General features: G+C 70.6%; 17 protein-coding genes. 10 read left to right on the top strand and 7 right to left on the bottom strand.

Features of this window, described 5'->3' with window-relative positions; all coding sequences use genetic code 11:
* The first annotated feature begins 128 nt into the window (after nucleotides 1-128).
* The 5 genes from ACFSOX_RS21615 to ACFSOX_RS21595 all read left to right on the top strand — a co-directional run bounded on the left by ACFSOX_RS21615 (nucleotide 129) and on the right by ACFSOX_RS21595 (nucleotide 3,096).
* Complete coding sequence (locus tag ACFSOX_RS21615) at nucleotides 129-278, top strand: hypothetical protein (RefSeq protein ID WP_378479898.1); 150 nt, start codon at nucleotides 129-131, stop codon at nucleotides 276-278.
* Nucleotides 279-294: 16 nt separating this feature from the next.
* Nucleotides 295-1,038: a metal ABC transporter ATP-binding protein gene (locus ACFSOX_RS21610; RefSeq protein ID WP_378479897.1), complete on the top strand. Its 744-nt coding sequence runs from the start codon at nucleotides 295-297 to the stop codon at nucleotides 1,036-1,038.
* Nucleotides 1,039-1,291: 253 nt separating this feature from the next.
* Nucleotides 1,292-2,158 (top strand): metal ABC transporter permease, encoded by an 867-nt coding sequence (locus ACFSOX_RS21605; RefSeq protein ID WP_378479896.1) that lies wholly within the window; start codon nucleotides 1,292-1,294, stop codon nucleotides 2,156-2,158.
* A gap of 111 nt (nucleotides 2,159-2,269) precedes the next feature.
* Complete coding sequence (locus ACFSOX_RS21600) at nucleotides 2,270-2,791, top strand: nitrile hydratase accessory protein (protein WP_378479895.1); 522 nt, start codon at nucleotides 2,270-2,272, stop codon at nucleotides 2,789-2,791.
* Nucleotides 2,791-3,096 carry a DUF3551 domain-containing protein gene (locus tag ACFSOX_RS21595; protein ID WP_378479894.1) on the top strand — a complete coding sequence of 102 codons (306 nt, stop codon included), beginning with the start codon at nucleotides 2,791-2,793 and terminating at the stop codon, nucleotides 3,094-3,096. Before ACFSOX_RS21600 ends, ACFSOX_RS21595 begins: the two co-directional genes overlap by 1 nt.
* On the opposite strand, the gene ACFSOX_RS21590 is transcribed toward ACFSOX_RS21595, so the two are convergent.
* The 4 genes from ACFSOX_RS21590 to ACFSOX_RS21575 all read right to left on the bottom strand — a co-directional run bounded on the left by ACFSOX_RS21590 (nucleotide 3,077) and on the right by ACFSOX_RS21575 (nucleotide 9,251).
* Complete coding sequence (locus tag ACFSOX_RS21590) at nucleotides 3,077-4,486, bottom strand: nickel/cobalt transporter (protein ID WP_378479893.1); 1,410 nt, start codon at nucleotides 4,484-4,486, stop codon at nucleotides 3,077-3,079. The genes ACFSOX_RS21595 and ACFSOX_RS21590 overlap by 20 nt on opposite strands.
* 29 nt (nucleotides 4,487-4,515) lie before the next feature.
* Nucleotides 4,516-5,178 (bottom strand): DUF1007 family protein, encoded by a 663-nt coding sequence (locus ACFSOX_RS21585; protein ID WP_378479892.1) that lies wholly within the window; start codon nucleotides 5,176-5,178, stop codon nucleotides 4,516-4,518.
* A gap of 230 nt (nucleotides 5,179-5,408) precedes the next feature.
* Complete coding sequence (locus ACFSOX_RS21580; RefSeq protein WP_378479891.1) at nucleotides 5,409-6,998, bottom strand: gamma-glutamyltransferase family protein; 1,590 nt, start codon at nucleotides 6,996-6,998, stop codon at nucleotides 5,409-5,411.
* A gap of 171 nt (nucleotides 6,999-7,169) precedes the next feature.
* Entirely contained in the window at nucleotides 7,170-9,251 is a 2,082-nt protein-coding gene (locus tag ACFSOX_RS21575; protein ID WP_378479890.1) for a M3 family metallopeptidase, read from the bottom strand.
* A gap of 58 nt (nucleotides 9,252-9,309) precedes the next feature.
* Between ACFSOX_RS21575 and ACFSOX_RS21570 the strand changes: the two genes are divergently transcribed.
* Both ACFSOX_RS21570 and ACFSOX_RS21565 read left to right on the top strand, forming a co-directional pair.
* A complete protein-coding gene (locus tag ACFSOX_RS21570; RefSeq protein WP_378479889.1) occupies nucleotides 9,310-9,567 on the top strand; it encodes a hypothetical protein in 258 nt (85 codons plus the stop codon).
* Between the two features lie 105 nt (nucleotides 9,568-9,672).
* Nucleotides 9,673-9,933, top strand: a complete 261-nt coding sequence (locus tag ACFSOX_RS21565; protein WP_378479888.1) for a hypothetical protein — start codon at nucleotides 9,673-9,675, stop codon at nucleotides 9,931-9,933.
* Nucleotides 9,934-10,166: 233 nt separating this feature from the next.
* On the opposite strand, the gene ACFSOX_RS21560 is transcribed toward ACFSOX_RS21565, so the two are convergent.
* The 3 genes from ACFSOX_RS21560 to ACFSOX_RS21550 form a co-directional block, all read right to left on the bottom strand.
* A complete protein-coding gene (locus ACFSOX_RS21560) occupies nucleotides 10,167-11,117 on the bottom strand; it encodes a carbamate kinase (RefSeq protein ID WP_378479887.1) in 951 nt (316 codons plus the stop codon).
* A gap of 197 nt (nucleotides 11,118-11,314) precedes the next feature.
* Nucleotides 11,315-12,505 (bottom strand): knotted carbamoyltransferase YgeW, encoded by a 1,191-nt coding sequence (ygeW, locus tag ACFSOX_RS21555; RefSeq protein WP_378479886.1) that lies wholly within the window; start codon nucleotides 12,503-12,505, stop codon nucleotides 11,315-11,317.
* 317 nt (nucleotides 12,506-12,822) lie between these two features.
* Entirely contained in the window at nucleotides 12,823-14,364 is a 1,542-nt protein-coding gene (locus tag ACFSOX_RS21550) for a M20/M25/M40 family metallo-hydrolase (RefSeq protein ID WP_378479885.1), read from the bottom strand.
* A gap of 245 nt (nucleotides 14,365-14,609) precedes the next feature.
* Between ACFSOX_RS21550 and ACFSOX_RS21545 the strand changes: the two genes are divergently transcribed.
* The 3 genes from ACFSOX_RS21545 to ACFSOX_RS21535 all read left to right on the top strand — a co-directional run bounded on the left by ACFSOX_RS21545 (nucleotide 14,610) and on the right by ACFSOX_RS21535 (nucleotide 19,531).
* Complete coding sequence (locus ACFSOX_RS21545) at nucleotides 14,610-15,434, top strand: MurR/RpiR family transcriptional regulator (protein WP_378479884.1); 825 nt, start codon at nucleotides 14,610-14,612, stop codon at nucleotides 15,432-15,434.
* Nucleotides 15,435-15,459: 25 nt separating this feature from the next.
* Nucleotides 15,460-18,099, top strand: a complete 2,640-nt coding sequence (gene xdh / locus ACFSOX_RS21540; RefSeq protein WP_378479883.1) for a selenium-dependent xanthine dehydrogenase — start codon at nucleotides 15,460-15,462, stop codon at nucleotides 18,097-18,099.
* 226 nt (nucleotides 18,100-18,325) lie between these two features.
* Nucleotides 18,326-19,531 carry an amidohydrolase family protein gene (locus ACFSOX_RS21535; protein ID WP_378479882.1) on the top strand — a complete coding sequence of 402 codons (1,206 nt, stop codon included), beginning with the start codon at nucleotides 18,326-18,328 and terminating at the stop codon, nucleotides 19,529-19,531.
* Nucleotides 19,532-19,646: the final 115 nt, after the last annotated feature.

Here is a 19,646-nt window from a genome sequence, read left to right as displayed (position 1 = left end):
CTGGATCCTCCGAGACAAGCTCTTGCCCACCCGAAATGTGTGCATGCCGTAGCCCGCGCGCGGGGAGGGGGAACACCGGTTGGCACCGCGCCTGTGATGCTATAACAGTATCGAACCTCCGAGGCGCCATGACGCATCACCACCACGATCCCGGCCACGCCCATCCCTCGCCCCGCCTGCCGCCGTCGCTGCTGCGCGCCTCGCTCGCGGCGCGGCTCGGCGTCGTCGCGGCGGTGGCAGTCGCCGTGTGGGGGCTGGTGCTGTGGGCGATGACGTGAGGCGGCCGACGACGCCATGACCCCGCAGCTCGCCTTCCGCGACCTGACGCTCGGCTATGAGCGCCACCCGGCGATCCACCACCTCGACGGCACGGTCGAGCGCGGCGCCCTGCTCGCCGTGGTGGGGCCGAACGGCGCCGGCAAGTCGACGCTGTTCAAGGGCATCGTCGGCCTGTTGCGGCCGCTCTCCGGCAAGGTCGACCTCTGCGGCCTCGATCGCCGCGACGTCGCCTATCTGCCGCAGGTCGCCGACATCGACCGGACCTTCCCGATCAGCGTCTACGACCTCGTCGCCATGGGCCTGTGGCGGACCACGGGGCTGTTCGCCGGCATCGGCGCCTCGGCCCGCCACCACATCCACCATGCGCTCGAAGCGGTCGGGCTCACCGGCTTCGAGCGGCGGCCGATCGGCAACCTCTCGGGCGGCCAGCTCCAGCGCGTCCTGTTCGCGCGCCTGCTCCTGCAGGACGCGCGGCTGATCGTGCTCGACGAGCCGTTCAACGCCATCGACGCCAAGACGGCGGCCGACCTGTTCGGCCTGGTGCGACGCTGGCACGGCGAGGGCCGCACCATCCTGGCCGCGCTGCACGACCTCGAGATGGTGCGCACGAGCTTCCCCGAGGTTCTCTTGCTGGCGCGCGAGAAGGTCGCATGGGGGCCGGCCGCCGACGTGCTCACGCCCGCCAACCTGACGAAGGCGCGCCGCATGTGCGAGGCCTTCGACGAGGACGCCGCCGAATGCCGGGTGGCCGCGGAGTGAGGATGACGCAAACTCCGACCCGTCATGCCCGGCCTGGGAATGTGCCGGCCGCGTGCGAGACTTACCCTCTCCCGTGGGGAGAGGGTCGGGCGCGGGCGCAGCTCGCGCCCGGGGTGAGGGGCGTATGCGTCGATGGCTGGCCTCGGCACCCCCTCACCCGCCGCGCTACGCGCGTCGACCGCTCCCCGCAGGGGAGAGGTGAGGACACCGCGCGCCGGGCTGATGCAATTACGAACGCCGATCGGCCCGCGCCATGTACGACCTGCTGATCGGCCCGTTCCAGGAGTTCGAGTTCATGCGCCGGGCGCTGGCCGGGACGGTGGCGCTGTCGTTCGGGGCCGGGCCGGTCGGCGTCATTTTGATGCTGCGGCGGATGAGCCTGGTCGGCGACACCATGGCGCACGCGATCCTGCCCGGCGCCGCGCTCGGCTTCATGGTGGCGGGGCTCGATTTGTTCGCCATGACGCTCGGCGGGCTGGTGGCCGGCCTCACAGTGGCGCTGCTCGCAGGCCTCGTGGCGCGGGTGACCGAGCTGAAGGAGGACGCCTCGCTCGCCGCCTTCTTCCTGATGTCGCTCGCGCTCGGCGTGATCATCGTGTCGGTGCGCGGCAACAATGTCGACCTGCTGAACTTCCTGTTCGGCAGCGTCCTGGCGCTCGACGATCCGACCCTGATGCTGATGGCGTCGATCGCGACCATCTCGCTCGTGGTGCTCGCCGTCATCTGGCGGCCGCTGGTGCTCGACTGCGTCGACCCCGGCTTCCTGCGCTCGGTCAGCCGCGCCGGCACGCCGGCCTACATCGCCTTCCTCACGCTGCTGGTGCTCAATCTGGTCGGCGGCTTCCACGCGCTCGGCACGCTCCTGTCGGTCGGCATCGTGATCATTCCGGCGACGGTCGGCCGGTTCTGGGCGCGCGACATCACCGGCATGGTCACGGTCGCGGTCGCGACCGGCGTGGTGTCCGGCTGTGTCGGGCTCCTGGTGTCGTTCCACACCGGCGCGCCCTCCGGCCCGTCGATCATCCTGGTGGCGGCTGCCGTCTACGTCGCCTCGGTGCTGTTCGGCCCGGTCGGCGGCGTCCTGACCCGCCTGCTGCCGCGTCGCCATCTCGAGGCCTGAGGCACCGGCCGCGGCCGCCGGCGGCGCGCCTTCGGCATGGTCAAGCCGCCGTCACTCCTATACCGTGCAGGTCACGGCCGACCCGGCCGGACATCCGCAGGAGGCCGCCCCATGCTGTCCGACCACGAGCTGCGGGTGCGCGCCGTCGCCACGCTCGTGACGGAGCGCGGCGGGGTCGAGGCCGACGTGCTCGACAGCTTCGTCGACGTCTATGTGGCCCGCGTCGTGCCGCATCCCGACGCGCCCGTGCCGCCGCCCGACGACGACACCATGACCGACGCGGCACTGGGCGCCAAGGCGATGACGGCGATCCCGCGCGACGCCGAAGGGCCTTTGTTCGCCGACCGCTGGGAGGCGCTCGCCTTCGTCCTGACGATGCTGATGGAGCAGCGCGGCGTCTTCACCTGGCTCGACTGGGCGCAGGCGCTCGGCACCGAGATCCGCGGCGCCCGCAAGGCCGGCCGCGACGACGGTTATTTCGAGAGCTGGCTCGCCGCGCTGGAACGGGTCGCCCGCGACAAGGGCATCGCCGATCGCGCGACGCTCGACCAGTACCGGCAGGCCTGGAACCGCGCCGCGGCGCGAACCGCGCCGGGCGACGAGATCATGCTGCGCGCCGAGGACTTCGGCTGATGCGGCTCGGCGTCGTCGTCCTGGTCGCGGCCTGCCTGGTCGCGGCCGGCGGCATCGGCACGGCGCCGGCGGAGACGCCGGCCCGGCGACGTGATTCTGGTTCGCCGATGTGGCCTTGGTGTGCCGAGTACAGCATGGACGGCGCCGTGGTGAACTGCGGCTTCGCCACCCGGGCGCAGTGCATGGCGGCCGTCTCGGGCAACGGCGGCGGATGCTATCGCAATCCCTTCGCGTCGCCCGCCCGGGCCGCGACGCCCGGGACCGCGACGCCGTCCGGCGGCGCCGTCAGATCATCCGCTCGGTGACCATGTAGCCGGCCAGAAGGGCGACCCCGAACAGCAGCACGCCGCAGGCGGCCGCGACCTCGAGGCCACGCAGGAAAAGCGCGCCGCGCCCTTCGCGGTGGGCGGCGAAGCGCGTCGCCACCGCCTTGGCGCCGACCGCGATCGTGGCGATCGCCGCCACCGTGACGGCGGTGCCGAGCCCCATCGCGAAGGTGGCGCCGACGCCGGCCCAGAACAGGCCCTGCGCGAGCGCGAAGACCAGCACCAGGATGGCGCCCGAGCACGGCCGCAGCCCGACCGCGACGATCGCGGCGAGCCCGCGCGACCAGCCGCCCGGACCGGCGAGATCCTTCGGGTCGGGTCCGTGCGCGCAGCCGCAGTCGGGGCCGTGCACGTGGTCGGCGTGGGTGTGGTCGTGACGAGCGTGGTCGTGACGAGCGTGGTCGTGACGAGCGTGGTCGTGATGCGCATGATCATGGTGCGCATGATCGGGCGCGACGGCGCTCGTCACCACCGCGTCGGGGCGATGCGCCGCGGCGGCCGGAGCATGGGCGTGATCATGGCCGTGATCATGGGCGTGGTCGTGATCATGGTGATGATGATCATGACGATGATCGTGGCCGCAGCCGCAGGCGGCGCCATGGACGTGATCATGACGGGCGTGGCCGAGCTCACGGGCGTGATCGTGCGCATGATCGTGATGCGAATGACCGGCATGGACGAGGCCGGCGAGCGCCGGCTCGCGCGTCGTCGCCGGAACCGGATCGACCGCGACCGGACCGGTCGGCACCAGTGCCGGGCTCGCCACCGGTGCCGCCACGCGCCCGACCCGCAGCGCGGCGAGCGCCGCCAGGAAGCCACGGCCCTTCACCCACACCAGCCGGGCGCCGACCAGCGCGATCAGCGCGTAGCTGACGATCTCGATCCAGCGCACCGCCTCGTTCATGGTCTTGGCGGTGGCGTTGAGGGCGATCGCGGCGACCGCCACCACGGCGACCGCCACCACGGCCTGCAGGAACGCCGAGGCGAAAGACAGGATCACGCCGCGCTTCCAGGTCTCCTCGTTGGCGATCATGTAGGAGGAGATCACCGCCTTGCCGTGGCCCGGACCGGCGGCATGGAAGATGCCGTAGAGGAACGACACACCGAGCAGGCTCCACACGGCGGTGCCGTCCTGCTTGGCGGCGCGCACGAGACCGGACAGCGCGCGGTAGAAGCGCGCCTGCTCGGCGAGGAGCCAGCCGACGATGCCGTCGGCGGCCGGCGCCGGGGGCGGCGACGGCGGCCGCGGCACGCCGAAGGGCGAAGTGCCCTGGGCCAGCGCCGGGTCGGCGCCGGCGCAGAGCGCGACCACCAGTCCGGACAGGCCGGCGAGGACGAGCCCCGCGGTGAGCAGCGTGCGCGGGCGCATCGTCGACCTCGACAGGATCCTCGACGAGCTCATGGGCAGCGGACCGAGACCGTGTTGGCGAAGAGCTGGCCGAACTTGGCGTTCTCCTGGGTGAAGGCCGCCTCGTTGAGCGATTTCAGCTTGGCGTCGGTCTCCGCCTCGTTGGGCTTCCTGATCGCCACCTTGCAGGCGCCGGGCGGGTTCTTCAGCACGAACGGGTCGGCTCCGTCGGCGAAGGAGAAGTCGACGAAGTAGGCCGGGTCGTAGACCTCGAGATCGATACCCTTGGCCTTCACGGGCGCCTTGAGCGGCAGGGTGAAGTGCAAGGTCAGCATCTCGTTCTTGTATTCGAGCCAGTAGTCGGTCGGGTCGACGAAGGGCGAGGCCTTGCCGTCGAGCTTGGCGTAGGTGAAGAAGTCGTACTCCTTCAGCGACGTGACGTTCACCTCGGCGAGATCCTTCAGCTCCTCGCGGGTGAACACGCCCTTCTGCTTCGACTCGAGCCCCTGCACGGCGTAGGTCGAGAACATGTCGTCGAACGTCCAGGCATGGCGGACGCCCGTGACGGTGCCGTCGGGGGCGTAGACCAGCTCGCTCTTCATCACCACCCAGACATGCGGGTGGGCGCGGGCGGCGCCGGGCACGATCAGGCAAACGGCCAGCGCAAGCAGCACGGCGAGGCCGCGCGGCCTTGCGGTCGAACGATGGGTCATGCGGGGGCCCTCGGCGTCCTCGGCGACGGCGGAATCGTCGCGCGACGTGAACCGACCATAATGGCGAGTGGGGCGGAAGGAAGGCTTAACGGGGCCTTACGGGGCGGGCGCCGCGCAGCGGCGAACCCGGACTCCGGCCCGGGCGTCGGAGCCTGCCGGCGGATTCCGGGTTCGCACCTTCGGTGCGCCCCGGACGGTGCGCCCCGGAACGACCGCCATGGAGGCCCCGCTCACACCCCGGCGGCACCGCCGTCGGCGCGCGGGTCGTGGCCGCCCTCGATGGAGCCGTCGGGATGCATCACCACGGCGCCGGCATGGCCCATCGTGACCGAATAGGGCTCCGGCACCAGCTCGATCTCGTGGCCGGCCGACAGGAGCCGGTCGACCAGCCGGTCGGGGAAGCGCGGCTCGAGGCGCAAGTTGTCGCGGGCCGCCCCCCAGGTGCGGCCGAGCAGCCAGCGCGGCGCGTCGAGCGCCTCGGCGAGTCCTTGCCCGAACAGCACGTGGCGGCTGAACACCGCGGCTTGCGTCTGCGGCTGGCCGTCGCCCCCCATGGTGCCGTAGGCCATCACCCGGCCGTCCTTCAGGACGGCCAGCGCGGGATTGAGGGTGTGGAACGGCTTTCGCCCGGGCGCGAGCGCGCGAAGCGCCTTCGGGTCGAGCGAGAAGCTCGCGCCGCGATTCTGCATCAGCACACCGGTCCGCGGCAGCACGCAGCCGGAGCCGAACTCCCAGTAGATCGACTGGATGTAGGAGACGACGAGGCCGCTGGCGTCGGCCGCGCCCATCCAGACGGTGTCGCCCTTGTCGTCCTTGTGCGGCCACGGGGCGGCCCGGCGCCTGTCGATCTTCGCCGCCTCGGCGTCGAGCCGCTGCGGGTCGAGCAGCGTGTCGAGCGGCACCGGCAGCCGATCCGGGTCGGTGACGACGCGGTCGCGGACGATGAACGCGCGCTTGGTCGCCTCGACGATCCCGTGGACGTGATCGAAGCCCTCGGCCTGCGCCACCCGCAGCCGGTCGAACAGCGCCATGATGATCAGCGACGCCAAGCCTTGCGTCGGCGGCGGCGCGTTGTGGAGCGTGCCGACCGCGATTCTGGTCGACAGCGGCGCCGTCACATAGGCGCGCTGGGCCGCGAGATCGGCGCGCGTCACCGGGCTGCCGATGCGGTCGAGATCGGCGGCGATCTCGCGGCCGACGTCACCGCGATAGAAGTCGTCGAGTCCCGCCTGGGCGAGATGGTCGAGCGTCGCGGCGAGCGCCGGCTGGCGCATGGTCGCGCCGGTCTCCGGCGGCTTGCCGTCGGCCAGGAAGACCTCGGCGAAGCCGGGAGATTTTTCCAGGGCGGCGAGATGGGTCGTCGTGAGGGCGTTCTGGCTGGCGCTGACGACGTAGCCCTCGCGGGCCGCCTTGATGGCCGGCGCGAGCAGCACGGACAGCGGTGTTTTTCCGCCAAGCGCCTTTGCGGCCTCCAGCGCCAGCGCCCAGCCCGACACGGCGCCCGGCACGGTGAGGGCCGCGAGCGGACCGCGGGTCGGGATCGCCTCGTGCTCGCGATAGAGCTCGACGCGGGCGTTCGTGCCCGCCGGCCCGGGGGCCATCAGGGCGCGGACCTTCCCGCCCGGCTCGTGGACGAGCCAGAACCCGTCGCCGCCCACATGGGTCATGTGCGGATAGATGGCGGCGATCATGGCCGCCATGGCGACCATGGCCTCGAGCGCGTTGCCACCGTCGGCCAGCACGGCGCGTCCCGCCTCGGCGGCGGCATGATGAGGAGCGGCAGCGACGCCGCGGCGATGTCCGGCAGTGTGGAGGGTCATGCGGGCTCGGGCATGCGATCGGGTCGTCACCGACGACGCGTGACGACCGAGGCTGGAGGACGGCATTCGTGCCCCCGCTCGTCCCCGCGCAGGCGGGGATCCAGGGGCGACGAGGCAGAGCAATACTGGATTCCCGCTTTCGCGGGAATGAGCGGCGTCTTTGGCCGGCGATTAGGCCGCCGCCTCGGTGAGCCCTCGCTTCTTCAGGAGGGCGTCGGCTTCGGGCAGGCGGCCCCGGAAGGCGACGTAGGCGTCGACCGGGTCGCGTGCGCCGCCGGCGGCGTAGACGAAGTCCTTCAGCTTCTTCGCGACGACGGGGTCGAACACGTCGCCGGTCTCCTCGAAGGCCGCGAAGGCGTCGGCGTCGAGCACCTCGGACCACATGTAGCTGTAATAGGCGGCCGCGTAGCCGCCGCCCGAGAACACGTGGGTGAAGTGCGGGGTGCGGTGACGCATGACGATTTCTTCGGGCATGCCGATGCGGGCGAGGGAGTCGCGCTCGAACGCCTTCGGGTCGACCTCGGCGGCCGCCTCCGGCGACAGCACGTGCAGATCGAGATCGACCAGGGCGGAGGCGACATACTCGACGGTCGCGAAGCCCTGGCCGAAGGTGCGGGCGCGGGCGAGACGAGCGATCAGGTCGTCCGGCATCGGCTCACCCGTCACGGCGTGGCGGGCGAAGCGCTTCAGCACGGCGGAATGCTCCATCCAGTGCTCGTAGAGTTGCGAGGGCAGCTCGACGAAGTCGGTGGCGACGCTGGTGCCCGAGATGGTCGGGTAGGTCACGTCGGAGAGCAGCCCGTGCAGGGCGTGGCCGAACTCGTGAAACAGCGTGCGGGCGTCGTCGAAGGAGAGGAGCGCGGGCTCGCCGGGGGCCGGCTTGGCGAAGTTCATCACGTTGACGATCAGCGGCAGCACCGTCCCGTCGAGCTTCTCCTGCTTGCGCAGCGACGTCATCCAGGCGCCCGACCGCTTGCTGCTGCGGGCGAAATAGTCGCCGAAGAACAGGCCGACCGTCGCCCCGCCCGGCCCCGTCACCTCCCACACCCGGACGTCGGGGTGCCACACCGGCACGTCGTGCCGCTCGGCGAAGCCGAGCCCGAACAGCCTGCCGGCGGTGTCGAAGGCGGCGGCGATCATCCGCTCCAGCGGCAGATAGGGGCGCACCTCCTCCTCGTCGATGCCGTAGCGCGCCTTGCGCAGCTTCTCGGCGTAGAAGCGCCAGTCCCAGGCGGCGAGCGCGAAATTGCCGCCCTCGGCCCGGATCATCTCCTGCATGGCGTCGCGGTCGGCGAGCGCCCGGGCGCGCGCCGGCGTCCAGACGCGGTCGAGCAGCGCCCGCACCGCCTCCGGCGTCTTGGCCATCGCGTCCTCCAGCCGGAACGCCGCGAAGCTGTCGTAGCCGAGCAGCCGCGCCCGCTCGGCGCGCAACCGCACCGTCTCGGCGATCACGGCGGTGTTGTCGGTCGGTCCGCCCGATTCGCCGCGCGCCGCCCAGGCCTTGAAGGCCTGCTCACGCAAGTCCCGTCGCTCGGCCGAGCGAAGAAAACCCTCGACGCTGGAGCGGGCGAGCGTGATGGCGTACTTGCCGGGATGGCCGCGCTCGGCGGCCGCCGTCTTCGCCTCCTCGCGGGCCGAGGCGGAGAGGCCGTCCAGATCCGCCTCGTCGTTCAGCACCAGGACGAAGGACTGCTCGTCGGCGAGCACGTTCTGGCTGAACGTGGTGCCGAGCGTCGCCAGCCGCGTCGTGATCTCGGCGAGCCGCGCCTTGGCGGCGGCGTCGAGACCGGCGCCGGAGCGGCGGAACGTGACCCGGTAGCGCTCCAGCACCCTTGCGTCCTCGGGCGGGAGCTCCGCGCCGTCGCCGAGCGCGACGATGCGGGCCCACAGCCGGCCGTCGGTGCGGATCGCGTTCGCGTGGGCGGCGAGCCGTGGCGACAGGTTGCGCTCCAGCGTCAGGAGCGCATCGTTGGTGTGGGCGCCGGCGAGCACGTGGAACACGGCCGACACTTTGCTCAGCGCCCGGCCGCTGCGCTCCAGCGCCGCGATGGTGTTGGCGAAGGTCGGAGCGGCCGGATCGGTCGCGATCGCCTCGATCTCGGCCCGGTGGGCGGCGAGCGCCGCGTCGAAGGCCGGCTCGAAATGCTCCGGCCGGATGGCTTCGAAGGGCGGCGCCTCGAACGGGGCGGTCCACGCGAGGTCGAACGGATTGGCGTCGGGCGTGGAGGCGCTCGCGGACGGTTGAACAGCCATGACTTACCGCCTGGGTTAGGGTCTGCGGACCGGGGAGCCGGCCGGCACGCGCCGGCCGGTGTGGAAGAGCAGCACCGCCGTCGGCGATCCCGGGCCGCGGCCGACCGTCGAGAACCACATGCGCAATATAGTGCCGGGCGGCCTCGCCGCCATCGCCCTCGGGCTCCTGCTCGCACCGGTCGCCATGGCGGCCCCCACCGGCGGAACGGCGATACAGTCCGCCGCCAAGTCCGCCTCCATCGTCCACGCGGTGCCGTGCGCGATGCGCCGCGTCTGCAACCGGCGCGGTTGCTGGACGCGTCGCGTCTGCTGGTGATCGGCAGCCCGCCACGACCCGGCGGGCCGGCGCCGCGACGCCGGGCCGGGTTGACGCCGGCCGGCTTTCGTGGAGAGTCCGGCCGTTCGAACCAAGGAACCGCTCGTGCTCGACACCGTCTCCAAGCCCGTCTCCCGCCGCATCGCCTGGCCGAGCGTGATCACCGTGACCGGTGCGACCGTGCTGATCGGGGCCGAGGTGTTCGGCGCCGCCTTCGCGGGCGGCTGGGCGGTGGCGAATCTGCTCGGGCTCGGGTCGATCGGCGAGTATGTCGTGCAGGCCACGTTCATGCTGCTCGGGCTCGTCGTGATGATCCAGTTCGTCCGCGGCGCCATGGCGGTCGAGCCGTTCACCAGGCGCGGCTGAGGCGCACCGGCGCATCGGCGCCGATTCGAGGAAGTCACGGCCTTCTTCTCGATGGTCGTCGTCCGCGCGGGCGCGGGTTTTGCAAATTTCGTCATCCCGGAACGCGGACTGCACGTCCGCGAGCCCGGGATCCATACGCTCGGCGACAGTGACTCACGGTACACAGGGTTCGGGTCGCGGGCTCGGCGCCGCCGATCGCAACGCGTCGACGCGGATCCTGCCCGCATCCCGGGTCAGGCGACGACCCGCGTCCCGGCCCGGCCTTCGATCGCGGCGGCCATGTGGCCCGGATCCGTGATCACGGCCTCACGGCCGCCGCCCTCCAGGAATGCCACGCAGGCCTCGACCTTGGGCAGCATGCTGCCGGGCTTGAAATGGCCTTCGGCCATGTACCGCCGGGCCTCGACGAGCGTCATGGTGTCGAGGGCGCGCTGCGTCGGCTTGCCGAAATCGAGCGCGACCTTCTCGACGCCCGTGGTGATGACCAGCATCTGGGCGCCGAGCTGGCGGGCGAGCAGGCTCGAGGCGAGATCCTTGTCGACCACGGCGGAGGCGCCGGCGAGCGAGCCGGTCTCGTCCTCGACGACGGCGATGCCGCCCCCGCCGGCCGCGACGACGACGAAGCCGGCCTCGAGCAGACGCTGAACCGCTTCGAGATCGAGAATCGCCTTGGGCTGCGGCGACGCGACGACGCGGCGCCAGCCGCGGCCCGCGTCCTCCACCACGTCCCAACCGTCCTTGGCGCGATGCTCCTCGGCCTTCTCCTTGGTCATGAAGGAGCCGATCGGCTTGGTCGGGTTCTTGAACGCCGGATCGTCGCGATCGACCGCGACGAGCGTCACCAGCGCGGCCGGTGGACGGCTCACGCCGTGGCGCCGCATCTCGTTGCGCAGCGCCAGCTCGAGCTGATAGCCGAGCGCGCCCTGGGTGTCGGCGACGCAGGAATCGAGCGGCACCTGGTGGAGCGCCGGCGCGGCGAGCTCCGAGCGGCGCAGGATGAAACCGACCTGCGGACCGTTGCCGTGCGTGACGACGAGCCGCAGCGCCGGATCACGCAGCAGCTGCACGATCTCGGCACAGGCCTTCTCGGCGGCGCGGTACTGGTCCGGAACCGATTGATGACTCTCGTCGGCGATGAACGAATTGCCGCCGAGCGCGACGACGACGGTCTTGCTCTTCGACATTGGCAGCCCCCTCCCGGTGGAGACTCTTCGGCCGGCTGTCATTGACGCCGGCAAATTATGTCAACGTCATTCCGGGGCGCACCGCAGGTGCGAACCCGGAATCCAACCACGAATCCAGAAATCCCGGCGGGATTCCGGGGCCGGCGCTGCGCGCCGGCCCGGAATGACCGAGACGTCGTGACGGTCGCTGGTCCGCCTCAGAGGCTGAGCGGCTTGGCGCGGCGGATGATCTCCTCGAGCTTCGCCGCCGGATCGCGCAGGCGGGTGAGGAACATCAGGGCGCTGATCACGAACGGCTTGTAGCTCGCCTCGTGATAGGTCGGGATGCGGTACTGCTCGAAGACCTCGGCCGAGACCTCGCCCTTCTTGCAGCTCACGTCGGTGATGTCGGCCGGCAGACAGTGCATGTAGAGGGCCGACTTGTCGCGGGTGAGGTTCATCTTGGCGCGGTCGCATTCCCAGTTCTGGAACTTGGCGTTGTTGGCCAGGCACTCCTTCTCCAGCGCCTTGAGGCCGTCCTTGTCGGAGACCTTGAGAAGCTCGGTGCGGCGCTGCATGACCTGATAAGGCGCCCACGACTTCGGATAGACGATGTCGGCGTTCTCGAAGGCGGCCTCCATGCTGTTGACCACCTCGAACGAGCCGCCCGTTTCGGTCGCCTGCTTGCGCGCCGTCTCGATCACGTCCGGAATCAGGCCGTAGCCTTCCGGATGGGCGAGGCTGACGTTCATGCCGAAGCGGCTCATCAGGCCGATCACGCCCTGCGGCACCGAGAGCGGCTTGCCGTAGCTCGGGCTGTAGGCCCAGGTCATGGCGATCTTCTTGCCGCGCAGGTTCTCCAGGCCGCCGAAGTGCTTCTTCAGCCAGGCGAGATCGGCGAGCGCCTGGGTCGGATGGTCGATGTCGCACTGCAGGTTGATGATGCTCGGGCGGCGATGCAGCACACCCTTCCGGGTGCCCTCGGTCAGGGCGTCCCCCACCTCGCGCATGTAGGTGTTGCCCTCGCCCAGGAACATGTCGTCGCGGATGCCGATCGCCTCGGCCATGAACGAGATCATGTTGGCGGTCTCGCGCACGGTCTCGCCGTGGGCGATCTGGCTCTTCTCCTCGTCGAGCTCGGACAGCGTGAAGCCGAGCGCGCTCGCGGCCGCCGCGAACGAGAACCGCGTGCGGGTCGAGTTGTCGCGGAAGATCGAGATGGCCAGCCCGGACTCGAAGGCCCGGTAGGACGTGCCCTGCGCGTGCAGCTGCTTGAGCGCCTCGGCGAGCGTCAGGATCGCCTTGATCTCGTCCAGGGGATGATCCCAGGTGATCAGGAAGTCCTTGTGGAACAGGTCGGTCTTCAGGGCCTTGAAGGCGGCGAGCTCTTTTTCGATGGCGCTGGTCATGGGTGTCGTCCTCGATGAGATGGCGGGGGAGCAGGGCCTAAACCCTGCCTGGTTGGTCCGAAGCAAGAGCGGCTCTCGTTGATCGGGGTCGGCCCACGTCGGTCCGACTCCGCACGGTCACCCTCTCCCTGAGGGAGAGGGTCGACGCGCGCAGCGCGTCGGGGTGAGGGTTTACGGCGCCGATGGCTGGCCTCGGCCCCCCCTCACCCGGATCTCGCGCGATCGCGCGAGATCCGACCTCTCCCCGCTGGGGAGAGGTGAACGACGCTCCTTCGCGGGCCTCGGAGTTCACCAGAAGTCGCTCAGGATGGGGCGTGTCAGGCGGTGCCGGCGAACACGCTGGGGAAGCGCGCCAGGAAGGCGATGCAGTGCCGCACCTCGCGCACGTCGACGCATTCGGCGATCTTGTGGGTGTTCTGCTCGATGCCGGGGGCGAAGCCGAACATGGCCGGGTGCTTGTAGGCGCCGGAGACGACCCAGTTCTTGCTCGCGCCGACCGGGATCGACGTGTCGTCCTTGGGCACCGGATAGCCGACGCCGTCGGTCGAGAAGATCCAGCGGTCGACGCGCGGCTCCTTCGGGATGAAGCCGCCGGTGCCGCTGACGCCGTCGACGTGCGGGCTGACGACGCCCTTGTAGGCCGTCACGGCGGCCGCGATCGCCGGATGCTCCTCCGGCGTCACCCAGCCGAGATAGATCTGGTCGTTGTTGAGCACGTAGCCCTTCCAGCTCGCGTCCGGATAGACCGGGATCGCGACCGTGACCTCGAGGCCGGCGGCGCGCGCCGCCGCGACCGACGACAAGCTCTCGACGTCCTTCACGGATTGCTCGGGCGTCTCGCCGATGGTGAGGCGGCGGTCGAACCGGAACGTGAAGCGGGCCGGCACGGCGCAGTCGCTCGGCGTGTCGAGCGTCGCCCACGAGGCGGTGCGGGTGCCGTGGCCGAGGAAGTCGTTGTCCAGGAAGCCGTCGCGCTTCTCGTACTTGTCGGCCGCCTCCTTCAGGATCGCGGCGCCGTATTCGAGCGGGTTGAGGCCCATCCACGGCATCGAGCCGTGCGACGAGCGGCCCGTCACCGTCACCTCGATCTGCATGCGGCCGCGCTGGCCCCGATAGATGCCGAGCGCGCCCTTCTTGGCGTCGCCGGTCGAGTCGGTGAGGATCACGACGTCGGGGATCAGCTCGGGCGCGGCGCCCGGCAAGACGTTGCGCATCACATACATCGGGCCGGCGCCGTCGTTGTCCTCCTCGCAGACGGTCGCGTAGGAGCGAACGATCACGCCCTTGAGCGCGCCTTCGGGCGCGAGCTCGAGGAGAATCTTCGAAGCGACGATCTGCGAGATCACGCCGCCCAGCTGGTCGGCCGAGCCGCGCCCGAACAGGAGATTGTCCCACTCGCTCTCCGGCGGCACCCAGCCGAGCTCCTTCTCCAGCATCGGCTTGGTGATCTTCGTGCGGTCGAGAAGGCCGTCATAGACGTCGACGCCGCCGTTCGTCTTGGCGAGCCAGACGTCGCGCAGCGGCTTCACCGTGTCGGTGTGGCCGTCGAGATAGATGACCTTCTTGCTGTCGGCCGGGATGCCGTCGCTCGGGTCGGTCACCACCCAGACGAGATTGCCGAAGGCGTCGAAATCGACGTCCTTCGCCTCGCGCACGGCACCGATCTCGATGATCTTCTTGCGCAGATAGTCGAGGCGGGGGAACTCGTGATTCGAGGTGCCGCAGCGCGGGTCGCCACCCTGCTCCACCGGACGGTCGACATAGTCGGCCGGGATCCGGATGGCCTCTTTGAGGATTTCGATCGCCAGCGGGTGGTACTTTTCGGCGAGTTCGGCCACGCGGCCATCGAGCTTCGACATCGGTATCTCCAATCGCATGGGACTGCGTTCCCGGCATCCCCGGCCCGCCGCCCGAGGCGACGTGCCCAGCACCCGCATGGCCTCCTGATCCGCACGACTCCGTACGGAGCGAGAACCTCGTGACGGTCCGGATGCCGTGGCGGGCAGGCGCGGCGTATATCCGGCCGGTTCGCGCGCATGAAACACGAATTTCGCATTTGCGTCTAGATGAAATTTGTGTTTCTCTCTCCGGCATGGTGCAGCCCTTGGACCAAGCGATCCGCGCCCAGTACGAGCGCCTGCCCGCCGGCGAACGGAAGATCGCCGACGTGCTGCTCGACCTGGGCGACGAGCTGCCCGCGTATTCTGCGACCGAGCTGGCGGAACGGGCCGGCGTCTCCAAGGCGACCGCCACCCGCCTCGTGCGGCGGCTCGGCTATGCGGACTACCAGGACTTGCGACAGCAGGCCCGCGCCGGCATGGCGTCGGGCTCGCCGCTCGCCGAGCTGCGCGAGACCGCGATGCCGGGCAATCTCGGTCGCCATCTCGAGCACGACCTCGCCTGCCTGACCCTGACCTTGAAGGGCATCCCGCCCGAGCACGCCGAGCGCGCCGTCGCCGTGCTGGCGAAGGCGCCGCGCCTCTTCGTCGTCGGCTTCCGCAACAGCCACGCGCTGGCGCTCTACGCCCGCGAGCTGCTGGTGCAGGTGAAGCCGGACGTCCGTCTGCTCCCGCTGCCCGGCCAGACGCTGGCCGAGGATCTCTCGACCCTGTCGGCCGGCGACGCCGTGCTGATGCTGGGCTTCCGCCGTCGGCCGCCCGTGCTGGCCAAGATCCTGCGCGTCGCCCGCTCGGCCGGGGCCGACGTCGTTCTGCTCACCGATCCGTCGCTCGGCGACGTCGCCGACGAGGCGACCGTCACGTTCCGCTGCCTCAGCCGCGGCGCCAGCCTGTTCGATTCCTACGTGGCGCCGCTCAGCCTGCTCAATCACCTGTGCGCCGAGGTCGCGCTCGCGCTCGGCGAGACGGCGCAGGCGAAGCTGCGGCGCAGCGAGCAGCTCCACGACGTCTTCGGCGACTTCGGATTCTGAGAGTCACCCTAGGAGAAGCGCCATAATGACCAAAACAGTCCGCTTCCGCCTGAACGGCGAGCTCGTCGCGGTCGATACGCTCGCCGACGAGCCGCTGCTCGACGTGCTGCGCGAGCATTTCAAGATCAAGTCGATCAAGCCCGGCTGCGCGCCCCAGAAGGAATGCGGCTGCTGTCTGGTGTTGATCGAGGGCCAGCCCAAGGTCACCTGCTCGATCAAGGTGGCGCAGATCGAGGGGCGCTCGATCCTCACGCTGGAAGGCGTCTCCGACAACGAGCGCAAGCTCTACGCCGACGCCTTCCAGGCGACCGCCGGCCTGCAGTGCGGCTACTGCACGCCGGGCCTGGTGCTGCGCATCAAGTACCTCACCGACCAGGACCGCGATTACACGCGCGACGAGATCGCCAAGGCGCTCGACGGGCATTTGTGCCGCTGCACCGGCTATGTGAAGATCCTCGACGCCGTCGAGCTGATCCACAAGGCCAAGCGCGGCGGCGCGCTGCCGCCCGTGGTCGAGAACGGCGGCGTCGGCGAGCCGCTGCAACGCTGGCAGGGGGCCGACCTGGTGCTCGGCCGCCGGCCGTTCGTCGCCGACATCGACGTGCCGAACATGCTGCACGGCGTGGTGGTGTTGTCGCCCCATGCGCGTGCGCGCGTGAAATCGATCGACGTGAGCAAGGCCCGCGCGCTGCCCGGCGTGCAAGCGGTCGCGACCGCCAGGGACGTGCCCGGCAACCGCTGGGTCGGCCTGATCTATCCGGACTGGCCCGTGATGGTCGCCGAGAGCGAGGAGGTCCGCTGTGTCGGCGACGTGGTCGCCGCGATCGCGGCCGACACGGCCCGCATCGCCCGCGCGGCGGCCGCGCTGGTCGAGGTCGATTACGAGCCGCTGCCGCCGGTGCTCGACCCGTTCGAGTCGGTGAAGCCGGGGGCGCCACGGGTCAATCCGGTCCACGCCAACGTCCTGCAGGTGACGAAGATCGTGAAGGGCGACGCCGCCGCGGCCCTGAAGGGCTCTGCGCACGTCGTCACCGGCACCTGGCGGACACAGCGCATCGAGCATTTGTTCCTGGAGACCGAGGCGACGCTCGCCGTGCCGCTGCCCGACGGCCGTCTGCACATCTACAGCCAGGGCCAGGGCATCTTCGACGACCGCCGCCAGGTCGCGAGCGTGCTGGGCGAGCCGGAAGAGAACCTGTTCGTCGAGTTGATGCCGAACGGCGGCGCCTTCGGGGGCCGCGAGGACATGACCATCCAGGCGCAGACCGCGCTGCTCGCCCGCATGACCGGGCGGCCCGTGCGGGTGACGCTGACCCGCGACGAATCGGTGCGCATGCATCCCAAGCGCCATCCACTGACCATGACCTACACGGTCGGTTGCGACGCGCAGGGGCATCTCACCGGCGCCAAGATCTCGATCATGGGCGACTCGGGCGCCTACGCCTCGGTCGGCGGCAAGGTGCTGGAGCGGGCCGCCGGTCACGCGGTCGGCCCCTACAAGGTGCCGGCGATCGACATCGAATCGACCGCCGCCTACACCAACAACCCGCCCTGCGGCGCGATGCGCGGCTTCGGCGTCAACCAGACCAGCTTCGCGATCGAGGGCTGCCTCGATCTGCTCGCCGCCGAGGTCGGGCTCGACGGCTTCGAGATGCGCTGGCGCAACGTGCTGCGCACCGGCGACGCCTACACGACCGGGCAGATTCTCGACAAGCCGATCGGCGTCGAGACGACGCTCGCGGCCGTCAAGGACGCCTATTACGCGGCGAAGAACGCCGGCCGCGCGGTCGGCATCGCCTGCGCGCTGAAGAACTCCGGCCTCGGCAACGGCGCGATCGAGCGCGGCCATGCGCGTCTCGTCGTGCAGCCGGACGGCACCATCGACCTGCACACCGGCTTCACCGAGATGGGGCAGGGCCTGCTCACCATCCTGACCCAGTGCGCCGTCGAGGTGACGCATCTGCCGGCCGACATCTTCCGGCCGCAGGTCAACACCCGCTTCGAGCTCGGCGCCGGCCAGACCACCGGCTCGCGCGCGACGCTGCTCGCCGGCCGCGCCGTCATCGACGCCGCCGAGAAGCTGAAGCTCGATCTCGCCAAGGGCCTGTCGCTCGACGATCTCGCCGGCCGCGTCTACGAGGGCACCACCGTCGTCGACGACACCACGGCGCCCGGCGAGACCAAGAACGGGAAGATCAAGACGCACACGACCTTCGGCTGGGCCACCCAGGTCGTGGTGCTGAACGAGGCCGGCGCCGTCGACACGGTGTACGCGGCGCACGACGTGGGTCGTGCGCTCAACCCGCAGCAGTGCACGGCCCAGATCGAAGGCGCCGTGCATATGGGACTCGGCTACGCCCTGACCGAGGAGCTTCCGTGCAAGGACGGCATGCCGGTGACGGCGAAGCTGCGCGAGATCGGCGTGCTGCGCGCCCAGCACATGCCGAAGGTCGAGGTGACGCTGGTCGAGGTGCCGGAGCCGGAAGGCCCGTTCGGCGCCAAGGGCGTCGGCGAGATCGGCCTGGTGCCGACCGCCGGCGCGGTCGCCGGCGCGCTGGCGATGTTCGACGGCACCCGCCACATGCGTCTGCCGATGAAGGAGTCGCCTGCGGCACGCGCGATCAATCTCGGTCGCATCCCCGGCGACCGCAACGAGTGGCATTGAGGATGAGGTGGGCGCGGCGTTCTAGGGTCACCTTTCCCCGACGGGGAGAGGTCGGATCTCGCGCGACAGCGCGAGATCCGGGTGAGGGGGTGCCGCGCTCTCCAACTGGCGCCGTAAACGCTCACCCCGGTCGCGAGCTACGCTCGCGACCGACCCTCTCCCTCAGGGAGAGGGTGACGGTGCCCGGGGCAGGTCCATGGGGCTCTCCATCAAAGAGCGCAAGCACATGACCCACGCCACAGCTCTCGTCATCGGCCCCGACCGCCACGGCCGCCGCGTCGCCATCGTCGACGGCGTGGTGGCGCGCGAGGCACCCGCCGGCACGCCGGTGCTGTCCTGCCCGGACGGCGAGATCGCCCCCGGCCATGTCTGCGCCCACACCCACATCTACAGCGCGCTCGCACCCTACGGCATGCCGAAGCCGGAGCCGGCGCCGGAGAACTTCGTCCAGATTCTCGAGCGCGTGTGGTGGCGGCTCGATCGCGCCATCGACGCCGAAACGCTGCGGGCCGGCGCCCGTGATTACGTCGCCAAGGCGCTGCTCGCCGGCACGACGACGCTGATCGACCACCACGAGTCGCCGAACCTGATCGAGGGCTCGCTCGAAGTCCTGCGCGACGTCACGACCGAGCTCGGCATTCGCGCGGTCCTCTGCTTCGGCGCCACCGAGCGCAATTTCGGCCGCGACGAGGCGGTGCGCGGGCTCGCCGAGAATCGCACCGTCGTCGCCGCGCCGCTCTTGCGCGGCATGGTCGGCCTGCATGCGAGCTTCACGGTGTCGGACGAGACGATCGCCGAGGCCGGAGATCTGGCCCGCGCGCTCGGCACCGCCGTGCACGTCCATGTCGCCGAGGACATGGCCGACGTCGCGGACGCCATGCGCCGCGGATACGACGGTCCGCTCGAGCGACTGATCGCGCTCGGCGCGCTCGTGCCCGGCTCGATCATCGCGCACGGCGTGCATCTCGACGCCGCGCAGGTGCGGCTCGCCGCCCGCAACGGCGCCTGGTTCGTGCAGAATCCGCGCTCCAACGAAGGCAACCGGGTGGGCTACGCGGGCAACCTGTCCCAGGTGTCGACCGTCGCGCTCGGCGTCGACGGCTGGGATCCCGACATGGCGGTCGAGCAGGCGGCGCTCGCCCGTCTCGCGCAGGAGAACGACGACGATGCCGTCGCAGGCCTGCGCGCCGCGACACGGCTCGCCGCAGGGCACGCGCTGATGGCCGAGCGTTTCGGTCTGCATCCCGAGCCGCTGACGGTCGGCGCCGCCGGCGACGTGGTGGTGCGACGCGGCGGCACCGTCGAACATGTCGTCGTCGGAGGCCGGCCGGTCGTGCTCGACGGTCATCTGGTCACGGGCGACGCGGCCGCCTTCGAGGCGGCGGCGCGCGCCGAGGCGGTCCGGCTGTGGGACCGGCTGAAGAATGTATGATAAGGACGCGCGATCGATCTCGACCTCTGTCGCCTCTCCCCGCGCGCGGGGAAAGGTCGACGGTCGCGCATCGCGCGCGGTCGTCGGGGGAGGGGCGTCTCCGCGACGCTCTGCG

The organism is Rhodoplanes azumiensis (assembly GCF_042682915.1).
Classification (GTDB): Bacteria; Pseudomonadota; Alphaproteobacteria; order Rhizobiales; family Xanthobacteraceae; genus Rhodoplanes; species Rhodoplanes azumiensis.
The sequence above is the reverse complement of the archived record's forward strand: the minus strand, read 5'-3'. Positions and strand labels throughout refer to the sequence as shown.

Coding starts and splice junctions, on each gene's coding strand:
- ACFSOX_RS21600 (WP_378479895.1), top strand. CDS start 2,270: ATGCTGTCCGACCACGAGCTGCGGGTGCGCGCCGTCGCCACGCTCGTG.
- ACFSOX_RS21575 (WP_378479890.1), bottom strand. CDS start 9,251: ATGGCTGTTCAACCGTCCGCGAGCGCCTCCACGCCCGACGCCAATCCG.
- ACFSOX_RS21615 (WP_378479898.1), top strand. CDS start 129: ATGACGCATCACCACCACGATCCCGGCCACGCCCATCCCTCGCCCCGC.
- ACFSOX_RS21590 (WP_378479893.1), bottom strand. CDS start 4,486: ATGCGCCCGCGCACGCTGCTCACCGCGGGGCTCGTCCTCGCCGGCCTG.
- ACFSOX_RS21560 (WP_378479887.1), bottom strand. CDS start 11,117: ATGTCGAAGAGCAAGACCGTCGTCGTCGCGCTCGGCGGCAATTCGTTC.
- ACFSOX_RS21550 (WP_378479885.1), bottom strand. CDS start 14,364: ATGTCGAAGCTCGATGGCCGCGTGGCCGAACTCGCCGAAAAGTACCAC.
- ACFSOX_RS21580 (WP_378479891.1), bottom strand. CDS start 6,998: ATGACCCTCCACACTGCCGGACATCGCCGCGGCGTCGCTGCCGCTCCT.
- ACFSOX_RS21605 (WP_378479896.1), top strand. CDS start 1,292: ATGTACGACCTGCTGATCGGCCCGTTCCAGGAGTTCGAGTTCATGCGC.
- ACFSOX_RS21595 (WP_378479894.1), top strand. CDS start 2,791: ATGCGGCTCGGCGTCGTCGTCCTGGTCGCGGCCTGCCTGGTCGCGGCC.
- ACFSOX_RS21535 (WP_378479882.1), top strand. CDS start 18,326: ATGACCCACGCCACAGCTCTCGTCATCGGCCCCGACCGCCACGGCCGC.
- xdh (WP_378479883.1), top strand. CDS start 15,460: ATGACCAAAACAGTCCGCTTCCGCCTGAACGGCGAGCTCGTCGCGGTC.
- ACFSOX_RS21610 (WP_378479897.1), top strand. CDS start 295: ATGACCCCGCAGCTCGCCTTCCGCGACCTGACGCTCGGCTATGAGCGC.
- ACFSOX_RS21585 (WP_378479892.1), bottom strand. CDS start 5,178: ATGACCCATCGTTCGACCGCAAGGCCGCGCGGCCTCGCCGTGCTGCTT.
- ygeW (WP_378479886.1), bottom strand. CDS start 12,505: ATGACCAGCGCCATCGAAAAAGAGCTCGCCGCCTTCAAGGCCCTGAAG.